This is a genomic window from Mycobacterium sp. NTMscope_MAC_12 (genome assembly GCF_976985675.1).
This window is the reverse complement of the sequence record NZ_CDRJYY010000001.1, coordinates 2168451-2184897: the sequence shown is the minus strand read 5'-3', so window position 1 is coordinate 2184897 and position 16447 is coordinate 2168451. Positions and strand designations below refer to the sequence as shown.

At 65.6% G+C, this 16447-nt stretch carries 16 protein-coding genes; 6 read left to right on the top strand and 10 right to left on the bottom strand.

Annotated features, from left to right (window positions below):
* Positions 1-263: 263 nt before the first annotated feature.
* On the top strand, positions 264-698 hold the full coding sequence (locus AC0KS4_RS09995) for an MmpS family transport accessory protein (RefSeq protein ID WP_308011532.1): 435 nt from the start codon (positions 264-266) through the stop codon (positions 696-698).
* Positions 695-3598 carry an MMPL/RND family transporter gene (locus AC0KS4_RS09990; protein ID WP_225326770.1) on the top strand — a complete coding sequence of 968 codons (2904 nt, stop codon included), beginning with the start codon at positions 695-697 and terminating at the stop codon, positions 3596-3598. Before AC0KS4_RS09995 ends, AC0KS4_RS09990 begins: the two co-directional genes overlap by 4 nt.
* Before the next feature lie 28 nt (positions 3599-3626).
* On the opposite strand, the gene AC0KS4_RS09985 is transcribed toward AC0KS4_RS09990, so the two are convergent.
* The 4 genes from AC0KS4_RS09985 to AC0KS4_RS09970 form a co-directional block, all read right to left on the bottom strand.
* Positions 3627-4418 (bottom strand): SDR family oxidoreductase, encoded by a 792-nt coding sequence (locus AC0KS4_RS09985; RefSeq protein WP_238957995.1) that lies wholly within the window; start codon positions 4416-4418, stop codon positions 3627-3629.
* 77 nt (positions 4419-4495) lie between these two features.
* The gene (locus AC0KS4_RS09980; RefSeq protein ID WP_238957994.1) at positions 4496-5425 is read right to left on the bottom strand and encodes a TIGR03564 family F420-dependent LLM class oxidoreductase; all 930 of its coding nucleotides are present in this window, start codon (positions 5423-5425) and stop codon (positions 4496-4498) included.
* A 78-nt stretch (positions 5426-5503) separates the two neighbouring features.
* Positions 5504-6370: a hypothetical protein gene (locus tag AC0KS4_RS09975; protein WP_238957993.1), complete on the bottom strand. Its 867-nt coding sequence runs from the start codon at positions 6368-6370 to the stop codon at positions 5504-5506.
* Positions 6367-7614 carry an acyl-CoA dehydrogenase family protein gene (locus tag AC0KS4_RS09970; protein WP_225326774.1) on the bottom strand — a complete coding sequence of 416 codons (1248 nt, stop codon included), beginning with the start codon at positions 7612-7614 and terminating at the stop codon, positions 6367-6369. The genes AC0KS4_RS09975 and AC0KS4_RS09970 overlap by 4 nt, the downstream gene beginning before the upstream one ends.
* Positions 7615-7822: 208 nt before the next feature.
* Here AC0KS4_RS09970 and AC0KS4_RS09965 point away from each other — a divergent pair, with 208 nt between their 5' ends.
* The 3 genes from AC0KS4_RS09965 to AC0KS4_RS09955 all read left to right on the top strand — a co-directional run bounded on the left by AC0KS4_RS09965 (position 7823) and on the right by AC0KS4_RS09955 (position 10317).
* Entirely contained in the window at positions 7823-8629 is an 807-nt protein-coding gene (locus tag AC0KS4_RS09965; protein WP_238957992.1) for an acyl-CoA thioesterase, read from the top strand.
* A gap of 62 nt (positions 8630-8691) precedes the next feature.
* Positions 8692-9210, top strand: coding sequence for a nuclear transport factor 2 family protein (locus AC0KS4_RS09960; RefSeq protein WP_225326776.1), 519 nt, complete (start codon positions 8692-8694; stop codon positions 9208-9210).
* A 6-nt stretch (positions 9211-9216) separates the two neighbouring features.
* Complete coding sequence (locus tag AC0KS4_RS09955) at positions 9217-10317, top strand: NAD-dependent epimerase/dehydratase family protein (protein WP_238957991.1); 1101 nt, start codon at positions 9217-9219, stop codon at positions 10315-10317.
* Here the strand turns inward: AC0KS4_RS09955 and AC0KS4_RS09950 are convergent.
* Both AC0KS4_RS09950 and AC0KS4_RS09945 read right to left on the bottom strand, forming a co-directional pair.
* Positions 10314-11291: an NAD-dependent epimerase/dehydratase family protein gene (locus AC0KS4_RS09950; protein WP_238958050.1), complete on the bottom strand. Its 978-nt coding sequence runs from the start codon at positions 11289-11291 to the stop codon at positions 10314-10316. The genes AC0KS4_RS09955 and AC0KS4_RS09950 overlap by 4 nt on opposite strands.
* The gene (locus AC0KS4_RS09945) at positions 11291-12262 is read right to left on the bottom strand and encodes an aldo/keto reductase (protein ID WP_225326778.1); all 972 of its coding nucleotides are present in this window, start codon (positions 12260-12262) and stop codon (positions 11291-11293) included. Before AC0KS4_RS09945 ends, AC0KS4_RS09950 begins: the two co-directional genes overlap by 1 nt.
* 82 nt (positions 12263-12344) lie before the next feature.
* On the opposite strand from AC0KS4_RS09945, the gene AC0KS4_RS09940 reads away from it, so the two are divergent.
* Positions 12345-13652, top strand: coding sequence for an acyltransferase family protein (locus tag AC0KS4_RS09940; RefSeq protein WP_238957990.1), 1308 nt, complete (start codon positions 12345-12347; stop codon positions 13650-13652).
* Here the strand turns inward: AC0KS4_RS09940 and AC0KS4_RS09935 are convergent.
* The 4 genes from AC0KS4_RS09935 to AC0KS4_RS09920 form a co-directional block, all read right to left on the bottom strand.
* Positions 13647-14537, bottom strand: a complete 891-nt coding sequence (locus AC0KS4_RS09935; protein ID WP_225326780.1) for a universal stress protein — start codon at positions 14535-14537, stop codon at positions 13647-13649. The two genes, AC0KS4_RS09940 and AC0KS4_RS09935, sit on opposite strands and share 6 nt — an antisense overlap.
* 100 nt (positions 14538-14637) lie before the next feature.
* The gene (locus AC0KS4_RS09930; RefSeq protein ID WP_238957989.1) at positions 14638-15552 is read right to left on the bottom strand and encodes a formate/nitrite transporter family protein; all 915 of its coding nucleotides are present in this window, start codon (positions 15550-15552) and stop codon (positions 14638-14640) included.
* The gene (locus tag AC0KS4_RS09925) at positions 15549-15818 is read right to left on the bottom strand and encodes a hypothetical protein (protein WP_225326782.1); all 270 of its coding nucleotides are present in this window, start codon (positions 15816-15818) and stop codon (positions 15549-15551) included. The genes AC0KS4_RS09930 and AC0KS4_RS09925 overlap by 4 nt, the downstream gene beginning before the upstream one ends.
* Positions 15815-16435 (bottom strand): RNA polymerase sigma factor, encoded by a 621-nt coding sequence (locus AC0KS4_RS09920; RefSeq protein WP_225326783.1) that lies wholly within the window; start codon positions 16433-16435, stop codon positions 15815-15817. The genes AC0KS4_RS09925 and AC0KS4_RS09920 overlap by 4 nt, the downstream gene beginning before the upstream one ends.
* Between the last annotated feature and the right edge of the window lie 12 nt (positions 16436-16447).

The window sequence follows — 16447 nt, the reverse complement described above, 5'->3', positions numbered from 1 at the left end:
AGATATGCACATCATGTACTATGCGCTGGTGGCGGTGCCCGGGGAGGCTGCAGCAACAAGGTGAGCCGGGTGTCGCCGCCGGGGACGTCAGCAGTGGGGATGGGTGACTTTCACCGCATTTGACGGTCTTGCGCACGAACCAAAGCAATCGACGTAATTCGTTGTTGATCGGTGCGACTTGTGGGCACTCACCTGGCCACGACCTCCAGTCGCGCAAACGCTGATCCGTGTCACGTCCGCGTGATGAGGAAGGGATCACCTAGGTGCAGATATCGAGATTTGTGCGCAACGCCTGGCTGCCGCTGTTGATCGTGGCGGTGGTGCTGGTCGGCGGGTTTGCCGTCGTTCGGGTCAAGTCGTTCTTCAGCGCGCACGACACGGGCGTCATGACCAGCCCGCGACTCGATGAGTCCAAGCCGTTCAAGCCCAAGGTCGTCAAATACGAAGTCTTCGGCTCGGCCAGCTACGCGAACGTGAACTACCTGGATCTGGCCGCCGACCCGAAGCGAATCGACGGGGCACCTCTGCCGTGGACGCTGGTCCTGAGCACCACCGCCCCTTCGGTCTTCCCGAACCTTTCGGCACAAAGCGACGGCAACTCCCTCGGTTGCCGCATCACCATCGATGACGAAGTCAAGGACGAGAACATCACCCACGGCGTACACGCCCTGACCTTCTGCTTGGTGAAATCCGCATGAGCACAACGTTCAACGACGCCCGTACCGACACCATCCCCGTCGTCGACGAACCGGTGCGCGACAAGATCCCGCGGCTCATCCGGACGTTCGCCGTACCGATCATCCTGGGCTGGATCGCGATCATCGCGGTGCTCAACGTCTCCGTCCCCCAGCTGGAGGAGGTCGGCAAGATGCGCTCGGTGTCGATGGCACCGGATGACGCGCAGTCGGTGGTCGCGACCAAGCGCATGGGCGCGATCTTCAACGAGTACAAGTCCAACAGCTCGGTGATGATCGTCCTCGAGGGACAGAATCCGCTGGGCGCGGACGCGCACGCCTACTACGACGAGGTCGTCAAGAAGCTCGACGCCGACACCAAACACGTTGAACACGTACAAGATATGTGGAGCGATCCACTCACCGGAGCGGGCGCGCAGAGCAACGACGGCAAGGCCGCCTACGTCCAGGTCTACCTCGCCGGTAACCAGGGCGAGGCCCTGGCCAACGAGTCGGTGGAATCGGTCCAACACATCGTCAAGAGCGTGACCCCACCCAAAGGGGTGAAGGCCTACGTCACCGGTCCCGCGGCGTTGTCGGCGGACCAGCACGAGGCCGGCGACCGCAGCATGCAGCTCATCACCGCGGCCACGTTCACCGTCATCATCGCGATGCTGCTGTTGGTCTATCGCTCCGTCATCACGGTGCTGCTCACGCTGGTGATGGTCGTCCTCGAGCTGTCGGCCGCGCGCGGAATGGTCGCGTTCCTAGGCTATTTCAAGCTCATCGGGCTCTCCACGTTCGCCACGAACCTGTTGGTCACCTTGGGGATCGCGGCCGCCACCGACTACGCGATCTTCTTGATCGGCCGATATCAGGAAGCCCGCTCTATCGGCGAGTCCCGAGTCGATGCGTACTACACGATGTACAAGGGCACCGCGCACGTGGTGCTCGGGTCGGGCTTGACCATCGCCGGTGCTACCTTCTGCTTGCACTTCACCAACCTGCCCTACTTCCAGACGCTGGGTATCCCGCTGGCGATCGGCATGGTGGTCGTCGTCGCGGCGGCGTTGACGCTGGGTCCCGCGGTCATCTCCGTGGTAATCCGCTTCGGTAAGACACTGGAACCCAAGCGCACGCAACGGATTCGCGGGTGGCGCAAGGTCGGTGCGCTCGTCGTGCGCTGGCCCGGCCCGATCCTGGTGATGACCATCGGGGTGGCGCTGGTGGGTTTGCTGACCCTGCCCGGCTACCGGACCAACTACAACGACCGCAACTACCTACCGACGGACCTGCCGGCCAACGAGGGGTATGCGGCCGCGGATCGGCACTTCTCGCAGGCGCGGATGAACCCCGAGGTGCTGATGATCGAAAGCGACCACGATCTGCGGAATTCGGCGGACTTCTTGGTGATCGACAAGATTGCCAAGACGGTCTTCCGCGTGCCGGGCATCGGGCGCGTGCAGGCAATCACCCGTCCGCAGGGCACGCCGATCGAGCACACGTCGATACCCTTCCAGATCAGCATGCAGGGCGTCAGCCAGCAGATGAGCCAGAAGTACCAAGAAGATCAGATGGCCGACATGCTGCACCAGGCCGACATGATGCAGACGACCATCGACAGCATGGAAAAGATGTCCAGCATCACCGTGCAGATGGCCAACGACATGCACGTGATGGTCAAAAAGATGCACGACATGACCATCGACATCAACGAATTACGCGACCACATGGCCGATTTCGAGGACTTCTTCCGGCCGATGCGTAGCTACTTCTACTGGGAAAAGCACTGCTATGACATCCCGGCGTGCTGGTCGCTGCGCTCGGTGTTCGACGGCCTCGACGGCATCGACACCATGACCGACGACATCGAGAGCCTGCTACCGGTCATGGATCATCTCGACACGCTGATGCCCCAGATGGTGGCGCTGATGCCGTCCATGATCGAAAACATGAAGGCGATGAAAACGACCATGCTGACCATGTATTCGACCCAGAAGGGTCTGCAGGATCAGCAGAAAGAGGCGCAGAAGAACTCCAGCGCCATGGGTAAAGCGTTTGACGCCTCCAAAAACGACGATTCGTTCTACTTGCCCCCGGAGACCTTCAACAACAAAGAGTTCAAGAAGGGCATGAAGAACTTCATCTCCCCCGACGGGCACGCCGTGCGCTTCATCATCAGCCATGACGGCGATCCGATGTCGCAGGAAGGCATTTCGCACATCGGCGCGATCAAGAAGGCGGCCTACGAGGCACTGAAGGGCACGCCGCTAGAGGGCTCCAAGATCTACCTCGCGGGCACCGCGTCGATCTACAAAGACCTCAGCGACGGCAACACCTACGACCTGTTGATCGCCGGAATCGCTTCGCTGTGCCTGATTTTCATCATCATGCTGCTCATCACGCGCGGTGTGGTGGCCTCGGCGGTCATCGTGGGAACCGTCTTGCTGTCGCTGGGCGCATCCTTCGGGCTGTCGGTGCTGATCTGGCAGCACCTCATCGGCATCGAGCTGCACTGGATGGTGCTCGCGATGTCGGTGATCATCCTGCTGGCCGTGGGCGCCGACTACAACCTGCTGTTGGTGGCGCGGTTCAAAGAAGAGATCCACGCCGGCCTGAACACGGGCATCATCCGCTCGATGGGCGGCACCGGGTCGGTGGTCACGTCAGCCGGTCTGGTGTTCGCCTTCACGATGATGACGATGGCGGTCAGCGAGCTGACGGTCATCGGCCAGGTGGGTACCACCATCGGCCTGGGTCTGTTGTTCGACACCCTGATCGTGCGGTCGCTGATGACACCATCGATTGCGGCGCTGCTGGGCAAGTGGTTCTGGTGGCCACAACACGTACGTCAACGCCCGGTCCCGTCACCATGGCCCCAACCCGCCGCCCAAGAGCGCGAATCGGTCACGGCCGCTACGTAACCCATTTCGTCGCGGTGGAGGGCGGAGCCTACGTAACCCAGTCCGGCTGCGCGTCGGTCTCGACGTTGGAAAAGTCCTTGTGCCCCAGGCCGGCGGTGGTGCCGCCGTCGACGACGAACTCCGAGCCGGTGGAGTAGCTGGACTCGTCGCTGGCCAGATAGACCACGAGGTTGGAGACCTCGACGGGTTGCGCGGCCCGGCCCAGAGCCGTCTGGAAGATGTCGTCGGGGACCCAATCGGTCATTGGGGTCTTGATGAGGCCGGGGTGAATGGAGTTCACCCGGATTCCGCTGGGCCCCAGTTCCAGTGCGGCCGACTTCGTCAGCCCCCGCACCGCGAATTTGGTTGCCGTGTAGCCGTGGCAGGCGATGGTGCCGGCCATCCCCTCGATCGAGGAGATGTTGATGATCGATCCCCGGCCCGCTTCCTTCATCGGCTTCACCACGGCACGGATCCCGAGAAACACTCCGGTCAGATTGATGTCGAGAATGCGCTGCCACTCCGAGAGCGCGTAGTCCTCCAGGGTGCCGATGTTGATGATGCCCGCGTTGTTGACCAGCACGTCGATGCGGCCGAACTCGCTCAGGGCGGTGGCCACCGCCGCATCCCAATCCTCGGGCCTGGTCACGTCGAGGTGCAGGTAGCGGACCGCTTGGAAATGAGGGTCGACCTCCGCGGCCACGGCCTTGCCCTCGTCGTCGAGGATGTCACCGAACACCACCTTGGCTCCCTCGGCGACCAGCGACCGCACGTGCGATGCGCCCATCCCCCGGGCGCCGCCACTGATGAGGGCGACCTTTCCCGCCAACCGTTCTGCCACTGCGCTTCTCCTGTCGTGTGAGCTCGTCTATGCACCATACGTACCGGAGGCAATGTATGGCCATAGCCACACGCCGGTCAGGAGCCGTACGCCCGCAGCAGCGCCCGCGTGCGAGCCCGGCCCTCCGGCGACGGATCGAACGTCGCGGCGACGTACTCGTCGACGCCTGCGGCACGCAGTTCGTCGAGCCGGCCGCGGACAGTGTCCTCGTCGCCGATGATGGCGGCATCCTGCGGCCCCGCGTAACCCTCGCGGTCGAGCATCGCGCGGTACGACGGCAACTGGCCGTAAATGGCGAACTGTTCGGCCGCCTGCTTGCGGGCGGCGTCGACATCGTCGGTGACGCTGATGGGCAACGAGGCGGCGACGCGCACCTCGTTTTCCCGGCCGGCGTCGGCGGCCGCCTGCCGCAGCGTCGGGCCGACATGCTCGGCCAGTGTCTTGGGTCCGGTCATCCAGGTGCAGGTGCCCGACGTGCGCCGCCCGGCGATCTTGAGCAGCTGCGGACCCAGGGCCGCGATGTACACGTCGGGGCGCGGCGCCTCGGAGATCATCAGCGCACCGCGGGTGGTCACCGTGTCCCCCGCCGCGGCCGCGGGTTCACCGGCCAGCAGGGGCAACAACCCGTCGAGGTACTCGTTGAGCCTGCGCACCGGCTTGTCCCACGGGATGCCCCACATCCCCTCGGTGACCGCCTGATGGGTCATCCCGAGCCCGAGGGTGAACCGGCCACCCGAGGCGAGGCTCAACGTGAGGGCGCGCTGCGCCATGAGCATCGGATGCAGATTCTGGATCGGCACCACACCGCTGGCCACCTCGATGGTGTCGACCTCGTGCAACGCGATGGCCAGGATCGTGAGAAGGTCTGGCTCATAAGGCAATTGGCTCATCCACACCCGGGCAAAACCCTCGTCTCGCAGCATCTCGAGGTTGGCGATCGTTGCGTCGATCGGCGATTGACTGCCCGATCCGCTGAGTTGCCCGAACAGAGAAACCTGCATGACCATCACGCTCCTTCGCGTCGCCTCCGGGAAGGTTATCGCCCTTCGCCGGGGTGCACCCAGGCGGAGGGCGCCTAACCCGGCTCAGCCGACGATGTCGAAGACCGCCGCGGCGGAGGTGACGGCCTTGTCGGCGTTGCCCTCGTCGTGCAGCAGCATGCGCACGCCGACGCGCCCGCGCCCGCCGGGATGTGCCGTCCCCTCGACTCGGAAGGGACCCACCTTGCCGCGGGACATGAACATCACGTGCCAGCTGACGACCTGCAGCATCTTGGTTCCCGCGACCTCGGCGGCCAAATCGATTGCGGCGGCCTCGAGAACGACGTGCTGGGGTCCGATGTGCAGCGCTGCATCCGGTGACGCGAGTTCGGTGCTGAGCTCGGGCAGCACCCAGTGGCCGTCGTCGCGACGGCTGGCGCCGAAGGCCTGCCACAGCGGTGGCAGGTCGGGAGAGTCCTCGATCACCAGTTCGGTGCCCGAAACATCCATCCTGTCCAAGCCTTCGGGCGGGATGCCGATGATCGCCCCCTGCCCTTCGTTGAAGGCGATCACCCGCTGCGGATTGTCGGCGTCGACGATCATGCACCGCCCGTAGCCCATGGTGCGTCCCTGGTGCACGACGCCCGACCCGACGATCTCCACCCGTGTGACGTCGTAGCCGGGGTCGACGATCTGTACCGACGCGATGACCGGATTGGGCACGGCGACCATGTCGGTCTGGCAGCCCTCCGGGGAGGAAATGGCCAACGGCGCCACCATGATTCCGCCCGCATCGTTGCGCATGTCGCGCCGGATGGTGACGGTGTCGTCGGTCTCGCCGAGGTTCATCGAAGAGTGTTTGCGGCCGATGTAGCGGTAGCTGAGCAGCCCCGTCCAGCGTCGGTACAGTTCGTCGCGGTAGGCGTCGGAGTCCCCCGCCAACTCGCGGATGTCACGCAGCTGATCGCTCAATTACGTTCGCCTCCCGGGCTTTTGCCGCGTCGCACCTGATTGAACGGCACGCCGCGGTCGTCGGCACGCTCGCGCGGAAAGTTCAGCACGCGTTCGCCGATCACGTTGCGGGCCATCTCGGTGGTGCCGCCGCCGATACTGGCGGTCTGCCGGCCGAGATAGCGTGTCCCGATGTCGAGCAGCGCGCTGCCGTCCTCGACCACGGCCGACGTCCCCGACACGGCGAGGGCGGTGTCGGTTTCGACGTCGTGCACCGCGGCCATCGATAGCCGGATGATCGATCCCGCGGTCGGCGGCAGCGCTCCGCTGGCGACGGCATGAAAGACGTGCTCGCTGAGCTGACCGTGGACCGTGCGGTGAACCAAGGCGCGCCCGATCATCTCCCGGACCCGTTCGCTGTCGTGCTGGTTGGTCTTGTCGACCAACGTCAGCAGGTCGACCGAAACATCTTCGGCCTCAGCGATTCCCGGCCCGCTGGTGTATTCAGAACCGTCGCCCATGCTGCGGCGCTCGTGGTAGAGCTGGCGCGACGCGACCTCCCAGCCTTTGCCCGGTTCGCCGACGACGGCGTCATCCCCCACGTCGACGTCGTCGAAGAACTCTTCGCAGAATTCGATCGACCCGTTGACCTGTTCGACGCGGTTGATCGTGATGCCGGGATGCCGAAGCGGCACCAGAAACATCGTGAGCCCGTCGTGTTTGGGCACGTCCCAGTTGGTGCGGGCCAGGCACAGGCCGTAGTCGGCGGCGAATGCCCACGTGCTCCAGGTCTTGGCGCCGTTGATGATCCATCGCCCGTCGCGGCGTTCGGCGCGGGTGATGACGCCCGCCAGATCCGATCCCCCGCTGGGTTCCGAGAGCAGCTGCACCAGCACCTCCTCGCCGCGTAGCGCGGCCGGGATGTGGGTGCGCTTTTGCTCCTCACTGCCCATATCGAGAATCGTGGCGCAGCAGATGGCGAAGGACGGGACGTTGAGCAGCAACGGGGTCTCGTAGCCGAGCGACTCGGCGTCAAAAGCCTTCTTGTATTCGTAGCCCAGCCCGAGGCCGCCATACTCGCGCGGGAAACAGATGCCGGCGAATCCGCCCTCCCACAGGAGCTTCTGCAACTCGCGGGCCCGGCGCCACGACGGCAGCTGATCTCGCTCCAGCGACGCCGCCTTGGCCGGATCGAGTCGTGGCATGTTCGCGGCGAGCCAGGCCCTGGCCCGGCTCCGGAATTCCTCGACCGACTCGGAAGTCACCGGTTGGCCTCTCATTCGACCATCGTCCTTGTGCTGGGCGACTGTACAGCAACGGATACGCGGGTGTACGGGCGCGCTAAGGGTGTCAGACCCCGTGTCCGGCGCCGGGTCGCCCGCAAGTAGTCTGCCGTCGACTCGTGCCCGAGGCGTGCGGTGAATTGTTCGGCTGGTCTTCGGCGCCCAACGGCCTGGCGATCAAGGAACCAACATGCCCAACGCACATCCCCTCGACGAGGCGGTCCGCCTCGACACGATCAGCGCCGACGTCAGGCGCGGTCGCACGCACGCGGAGTGGGCCAACATGGTCGGGCCGTTCGGCGGGATCACCGCCGCCGTCATGCTGGCCGCCGTCGAAGGACACCCCGACCGCATCGGGGAACCGCTTGCCCTGACCGTCAACTTCGCCGCACCGATCGCCGACGGCGACTTCGACATCGGGCTTCGGGCCGCGCGCACCAACCGCACGAACCAGCATTGGATCATCGAGCTCAGCCAGGACGGGGTGGTCAAGACCACGGCGACCGCGATCTTTGCGATCCGGCGCGAGAGCTGGGCCGACACGGAAGCGCAGCCGCCGAGCGCGCCGGGCCCTGAGCAGTTGTCCGCGGTCGATCCGGGCCTCGTTCGATGGACCGGCCTCTACGACACGCGGTACGTCGAGGGTGCGATGCCCGGCAAAGGCGAGGATCCCAGCCCCTCCTCGACCTCCACGCTGTGGGTGCGCGACGGCGCGCAACGCCCGGTCGACTACCCGGCCCTCGCGGCGCTGTGCGACATCTTCTACCCGCGGGTGTTCCTGCGCCGCGGCGGCTTCCTCCCGTCCGGGACGATCTCATTGACCACGTATTTTCACGCCGATCAGCAGCAACTCGCGGCCGTCGCGGGCGATTTCGTGCTGGCCACCGCCCACGCCAACCGCTTCGCAAACGGCTACTTCGACCAGAGCGCACAGGTATGGACCCGCGCCGGCGGCCTGCTGGCCACCACAAATCAGATCGTCTACTTCAAAGGCTGACAGGTTTACACTTCGCCAGTGAAACGTCACGCCAGGACGCTTACGGACAGAATCGAGCCGCAATGACAGAGAGCGCGGAAAGCCTGGTCGCCGACACACTGCCGGCGATCGAATCCATCAAGCAGCTCAAAGCCCGCTACTGCCGCTACCTGGACACCAAGGACTGGGCGGCCTGGCGAACGATCTTCGCCGACGACTTCGTAAGTGACACCTCCGAAGCGGGCGGCAAGGTGATCGCCGGCGCCGACGACTTCGTGGCCTTCACCCGCGGGGCCCTCGGCCGCCCCACGCAGGCCACCGCGCACCAGGTACACACCCCCGAAATCGAGCTCACGTCGGCAACGACGGCGCGTGGGATATGGGCGCTGCAAGACGTCGTGCGTTTCGGCCCCGGGGTGACCTTGGTCGGCTACGGCCACTACCACGAGACCTACGAAAACGTCGCCGGCCGATGGCTTATCAAGAGCTCCAAGCTCACTCGACTCCGCGAGGACATCGTGACGCCCCTATTCTCGATCTACGTGTCCCCCCGAATCCGCACGGCGATCGGCAAAATCGCCGGCCGGCTGATGGATCGGTGACGCGTCGTGGCTGTCGACACCGTGCTGGTCACCGGCGCGTTCGGACAGGTCGGTAGGCGCTGCACGCAGCTCCTGCTCGACCGGGGGCGCACCGTCGTGGCGATGGATCTGCGCAACGACAACACCGTGGCCGTCGAGAAAGCACTGTCGGCCGGAAATCACCCTGGGACGCTGATTCCCGCCTACACCGACCTACTGGACGCCGACGCGGTGCGCGATCTGGTCGGCGCCCACCGACCCGGCGCGATCGTTCATCTGGCCGCCATCGTCTCCCCACCGTCGTATCGCAATCCCGGATTGGCCCGGCGCGTCAATGTCGGTGGCACCGAGCATCTCTTGGCGGCCTGCGCCGCACTCCCCCGCCCACCGTTGTTCCTCATGGCGTCCAGCGCCGCGGTGTACGGATCGCGGAACCCCTTCCGCCAGCCCGAGCGGATCACCCCGGACACCCCGGTGAACCCCGTCGATCAATACGGACAGGACAAAGTGCTTGCCGAGGCGGCGATCCGCGCCAGCGGCCTGCCCTACGCGCTCTACCGGCTCGCCGGCGTCATCTCGCCGGACACCCAGGCCAGCATCAATGGTGACTACCTCATCCTGATGCGGTCGATGCCGAGCGATAACCGCATCCATGCGGTGGATGCGCGTGACGTGGCACTGGCGTTCGCCAACGGTGTCGACCGCGAATCCACCATTTCCGGCAAGGTGTTGCTCATCGGCGGCAACGACACGTACGTGCTCCATCAGCACGTCCTGCAGGACGACCTCATGACCGCGGCAGGCCTAGGCCCGCTCGGACCCTCGGCCGGCCTGCCCGGCGACCCGGGCGACGACCGCGGCTGGAGTTTCACCGGTTGGTATGACACCACCGAAGCGCAGGCGCTGCTCGAGTTTCAGGAGCACGACTGGCAGCAGACCGTGGCCTGGCTCGCCGAGTCGCAGGGCCCCATGCGGAACGTGTTGCGGCTGCTTGGCCCGGTGTTGCGTCCGATCCTGCGCGCCGTCTTCATGGTGCAACGCCGGCTGGAGGGACGCGGCCCGTACGCCGACCCATGGGGATTGATCGAAAAGAAGTACGGCACAGCGGCGTTGGCCAGCATCGACTAGCGCGAGGCAAACCAGACGGCGGCTTTGCGGATCGAGTCCTCGACGGGTTCGGGCGTCCAGCCCAGTTCGCGGGTGGCCTTGGAGTGGTCGAGCGGCGACATCAATTCGGCCATCCGGATTCCCGCGTAGGCGAACGGCAAGTCACGGCCCAGCAGCCTTGCCGCCGCGTCGTTGACCCGCGCCCCGGCACGCAGCACCGACATCGGGATGCCGACGCGCGGTGCTCGTCTGCCGACGGCGGTGGCGGCGATTGCGTGCAGCTCCCGGACGCTCATGTACTTGTCGGAGACGATGTAGCGTTCGCCGTTGCGTCCGTGCTCGGCCGCGAGAAGCATTGCCCTGGCGGCGTCTTCGATGCCCACCACTTCGGCCGAATAATCGAAATAGAACGGAAAGCGACCCTTGGCGACCAAAGCAATCAGCGAACCGTGCGGGGTCGGTCCCCAATCCCCCGGTCCGTAGGTGGTGGAGATACACATCGCCACACCCGGCAGGCCTTTGTCCCGTGCGTACGACAGCAGCAGATCTTCGCCTGCCACCCGCGCTTCGATGTATGCGCCGCCCTGATCCCAGTTGTGCGGGTCCTGTTCGGTGACCGGTTTGTCGTCGCTGATCGCCAAAGCGCCTGTGGTGCTGGTGTATACGAACCTCTTCAGGTCGGCGTCCAAGGCCGCGTCCAGAACGTGGCGCAAGCCCTCGACGTTGGTGCGAAACAGCGGCGCCGGATCACGCAGCCACATGCGGGCGTCGACGACGCAGTAATAAACGACGTCGCAGCCCGCCATCGCGGCGCGGAGCGCGGCGTCGTCGAACACGTCGCCGTAGCAGCGCTCGACATCGAGATCATCGATACCGGCCGTGGAGCTGGTGCGGCGCAACATGACTCGCACGTCTTCGCCGGCCGCCACCAGCTGTCGGGTGACGTGTGATCCCAGGAATCCGCTGGCGCCGATTACCAGCTTCTTGTTGGCCACTAGCGGTCGATCCATGCCATTTGCGCCTCCGCATGGTGCCCTCCCACGGGTGGGGTGAGAAAATCGAGCCGCGCCAGTTGGTCCGGGGCCAGCTCTATCGCGTCGGCCCCCACATTTTCTTCCAGGCGGGCGACCCGTTTGGTGCCCGGGATCGGCACGATATCGGGGCCTTTGGCCAGCAGCCACGCCAACGCGACCTGGGCCGCCGTGGCGCCGATGTCAGCGCCGATGTCGCGCACTTCGTCCGCGCACCGTAGGTTGTGCTGGAAGTTCTCGTCGAAGAACCGCGGATTTGTCTTGCGATAGTCGGTGTCGGGAAGCTCGCGGGTGGAACGGACGGTACCGGTGAGGAAGCCGCGGCCCAGCGGCGAGTAGGCGACAAACCCGATCCCCAGCTCGCGCAGCAACGGCAGTATCTCCTGTTCCTGGTCGCGCGTCCACAGCGAATACTCCGATTGGACGGCCGTGAGGGGATGCACCGCGTGCGCGCGGCGGATGGTGTTTACGCCGACTTCGGAAAGACCGACGTGCCGGATCTTCCCGGCGGCGACCAGTTCGGCCAGTGCGGACATCGTGTCTTCGATCGGGGTCCGGCGGTCGAGGCGATGCTGGTAGTACAGATCGATGTGGTCGGTCCCCAGCCGCCGCAGCGAACCGTCCACGGCCAGACGGACATTGGCGGGGCTGCTGTCGAGCCCGTCACGGCCGGTATGCGAGATGAGACCGAATTTGGTCGCCACCACCACCTGATCACGGCGGCCCTTCAGGGCACGCGCCAGAAGTTCCTCGTTGACGTAGGGGCCGTAAACCTCGGCGGTGTCGATCAGGGTGACACCCAGGTCGATGGCGCGATGGACGGTGCGGATCGATTCGGCGTCGTCGCTGCCGGCGCCGGCATAGGCCACCGACATTCCCATCGCGCCCAGTCCAAGGCGGCCGACTTGCAGGTTGGCGAGGCGCGCTTGTTTCATGGAGTCATTGTGCGCCCAGCGGCTTCACGCGATGGGACGGGTACCGTGGCGCTGTGTCCCGCGTCGAGCTTCCCCCGATCTGATGGGCCGCGCAAACAGCCAGCGGCCGGCCCGCGATCTGGCAGTCGACTATTTCCGCGTATCCGGAGTGGTGTTGATCGTGCTGGGACACTGGCTGGCCGGGTCGGTGACCTACCACGAGGGGCAGTTCGGCCGGCAGAACCCGCTCGTCGACATGCCCTGGACCCAGTGGCTGACCTGGCCCTTCCAAGCGGTGCCGACGTTCTTCCTGGTCGCGGGTTACGCCGGTGCGGTGTCGTGGACGCATCGGCGCGAAACCGATGGAGTCTCGCGCCAGACCTGGTTGCAGCATCGGCTGGCCCGGGTGCTCGGGCCGACCGCGGCATACACGGCGTTGGTGTCGGTAGTCGTTGTTGCGTTGAGCTTTTGCGGCGTTGGCGGTTCGGTCCTCGAGTACGCCGGCTGGGCGGTAGCGATGCACCTGTGGTTCCTGGCCGTGTATCTGGTGGTGGTGTCGTTGACGCCGGTTGCGATTGCCGCACACCGCCGTTGGGGGCTGTGGGCGCCGGCGTCGCTCGTGTTTGCGGTTGCGGTCATCGATGCCGCCAGGCTCGGCGCTCACGTGCACTATCTCGACTGGGTGAACTACCTGTTGGGCTGGGGCGCGTTGTATCAGCTCGGGATCGCTTGGCGCGGTGGGCTGTTGACCGGCCGCAGACCCTGGCTGCTGGCCGCCGTCTCGGCGGCGGGGCTGGCGGTGTTGATTTGGCTGCGGGTCTATCCGATCAGCATGATCGGCGTCCCGGGCCAGACCATCGACAACACGACACCACCCACGGTGGCGCTGTTGGCCTTTGGCGGCGCGCAAGCGGGCATTGTGATGGCGCTTGCACCCACCCTCAACCGCGCGCTGCGCGCCGTCCGTGTCGAGCGGGCGCTGTCCATCGCCAACAACAACATCATGGCCCTCTACCTGTGGCACATGATTCCCGTCGTGATCGTGGCGATCATCGGGTATCCCACCGGACTCTTGCCGCAGCCCCCCGAAGGGAGCGCCGCCTGGTGGCTGGCCCGCCTGGAATGGGTGGCGATACTCAGCGTCGTGACCGCGGTCGAGATCGCGCTGTTGTGGTGGGCGCAAAGGGTTTTCGCGGCTCCCCTGCCACTGCTCGGTGTCCCACTCACTGAGCGTTGGGCCGAGCCGGTGATGCTCACCGGCGCCGCGATGGCGGCCTACGCCCTGGCCGTCGTCGCCGCAGCGGGCTTCGCTCCCGATGGGCGTTTCCCGTGGCTGATCGCGGTGGTTTTCGCCGCCGGGGCGCTCTGCGCGGCGTTGCGTCCCACGGCCCGCCCAGTGAACACGCTATGAAGAAGCCACCGGCCGAGCGACGATCACCGGCACCCGGGCCGAATGCAGCACCGCGTTGCTGACGGACCCCAACAGCATTCTGGTCAGCCCACCTCGTCCGTGACTGCCAACCACGACGAGCTGTGCACTTTCTGATTTGTCGATGAGGTGCCGCGCCGCCCGATCGCGGGCGATGAACCGGTGCACGGTGACGTCGGGATAGCGTTCTTGCCAGCCCGCCAGACTCTCCGACAGGCTGCGTTGCGCTTCACCTTCCACGACCGGCCAGTCGATTTCAAATACTTCGTCGATGGCGGCGTCGCTCCATGCGTGGATTGCCACCAGGTCGACCCCGCGACGCGACGCTTCATCGAACGCGATCTCCGTTGCCAGTTCGGAAGCCCGTGAGCCGTCGGTTCCCAGGACGACCGGAGCGTCCGGCGAATCCGGTAGCCCTTCGTCGCGGATAACCGCGACTGGACAATTCGCGTGACGGACGACGGTCGAGCTGACGGACCCGAGCAGACCCCGGGCCAGCAATCCGCGCCCGGAGCCGCCGATGACGATCATCTCCGCAGTATCGGACATCGTGAGCAGCGCCGATGCGGGCGTCGAGTACACCAGCTTTCTTCCGATGGGCACCGTGCGATCCGCCGGCATCGCCTCCTCGGCGACCTTCACCGCGTGCATGATCGCCTGTTTGCCTTCGTCTTCGAGATTGGTGACGAGGGATTCGGGGTACGGGACCGGCGGGAATGTCGCCGCGGGGGTGGACACCGCGTGGACGACGGTCAGCGAGATGCCCCTCATCGCCGCTTCCCGGGCCGCCCAGCGCGCGGCGACCGTTGATGCCGACGAGCCGTCGACCGCCACGACGACACCGAGTTGTTTGACGGGTCCGGGCATTTCGCTCTCCCTCACTCATCAACAACGCTACCCGAGGACGACCCGCCTGTCGTGAGGCTTAGGTTTCTCGATCGCCGGGCCGCAGTGCCGTCGCCGGCGCTTAGATCTGGCGGCGCTGCAGCCGCGCGATGATCCAGAACGGCAGCGCCACGAAGACCGTGCCGCCGATGAGGTTGCCGACGGTGGTGATGCCGATGTTGGTGAGCAACCCGTGCGCACCAAACCCCCAGCTGATCGCGCCTCGCGGTGCGGACGGGTGGAAGAGGTTGAGCAGCAAGGGAAGACCGAGAAAACCGACATTGGCTATCACGTGTTGGGTGCCGCCGATCACGAATGCGAACGGGCCGTAGAACGCGAATGTCATCCGGGCGACGTCGCTGCGGGCCTTGAAGAACATGCACATCGAGGTCTGCAGGAACCACGTGCACACCACGGCGAGCAGAAGGGCGGTCCAGAAGGGCTGGCCCGCCTTCAGCGTGCCGACGGTCGCCGCGCGGTCGGCAAAAGCGCCCAGGTAGGGGCCGCCGGCCGCGGCGCAGATGATGACGAATACCAGTGCACCGACGATGTTGCCGATCAGTCCGACGGTCACCAGCAATGCGTAGTTGCCAACGCTCAGCGTGCGTTTGAGCACGGCAAGGAAGCCGGCGGCCATGTCCGCGGTGATCAGCGACATCCCCGACACCAGGATGAGGACGAAGGACATGCCGAACGCCAGGCCCATCAACAGGCTTGCCACCCCAGGGGTTTTGACGCCGGTACTGACCACCAGGGCCAGCAGCGCCCCGAACGCCACCATTACGCCGCCGACCAAGGAGCGCATCAAAAATGCCCACGGATGCGCGGCCTTCTCCACCGCCATGGCCGCTACCCGATCCACCATGGCGCCCACGGCCAGCGGCTCGAAGGGGTCCTCGCGGGCACCGTCGAGGGCGCCGCCGGTAGGCACCGCGGTCACCGGGTCCGCCACCGTTACCGAGTTCGGCAGCAGCTGCGCTTGAGCGTTGAGCGTCATCCGTGTTCGCCCTTCCGTAAGGTGTTGACCGCGTTGAGGACTCCAGAGATGTGGTCCTCGCCGAGCTCTTCGTCGTCGAAGACGTGGCCGAGCAGGATCTTGAGGTCGAGCATCTGTTGCAGATAGATCAGGCACGGGGGGCATTCGTCGAGGTGCTTGGCGACGATCGGGCCCCACTGCCGCGGGTCGGAGTCGACGAGGTCGTCGACCAGGCGGACGAAGTCGACGCAATCGATAGCAGGGACGGTGTTGTCGTGAACGGTCATCGTCGATACCGCTTTTCCAGTTCGTTTCGGAGTTTTCCCCGGGCGCGGTAAAGCAGTGCGCGCTGCGCCTCATTGGACAGTTCGAGAAGCTCGGCCGCCTCGTCGGCCGATATGCCGACGATGTCGCGCAGGATGACCAGTTGGCGTTGCCGCTCGGGCAAGGCATCCAGCGCCGCCCGGACGTAGCTGACGAGTTCGCTTTGGACGGTGTGATCTTCCGGCAGAAAGCGGCGGGACGGCGGCACGCGCCAGTGTCCGGCATCGGGGTGGCCCTCGGGATGCATGCGGCCCGACAGCGGGTCTTCATCGGCGGCGGCCAGCACCTCGTGATGGCGGATTCGTGATTCGCGGCGCCGGTGCCGTGCGGTGGTGTGCTTGACAATCCCGAACAACCAGGTGCTCACCGAGGAGCGCCCCTGGAACGAATCCGACGATTGTAGCACTTGCACCCACGCCTCCTGCACGGCTTCTTCGGCCACCGCCGGCGAATCCACCATGGTCCGCGCGAAATTCACCATCGGGCGGTGATAGTCGCGCACCAGGCTGGCCAGCGGAACCCCGCCGACCAGGAGTTGCGATTGGGTGCCCTCCGGCGGCACCGCCACCGGAGTCACCATCGTCGACCCGTG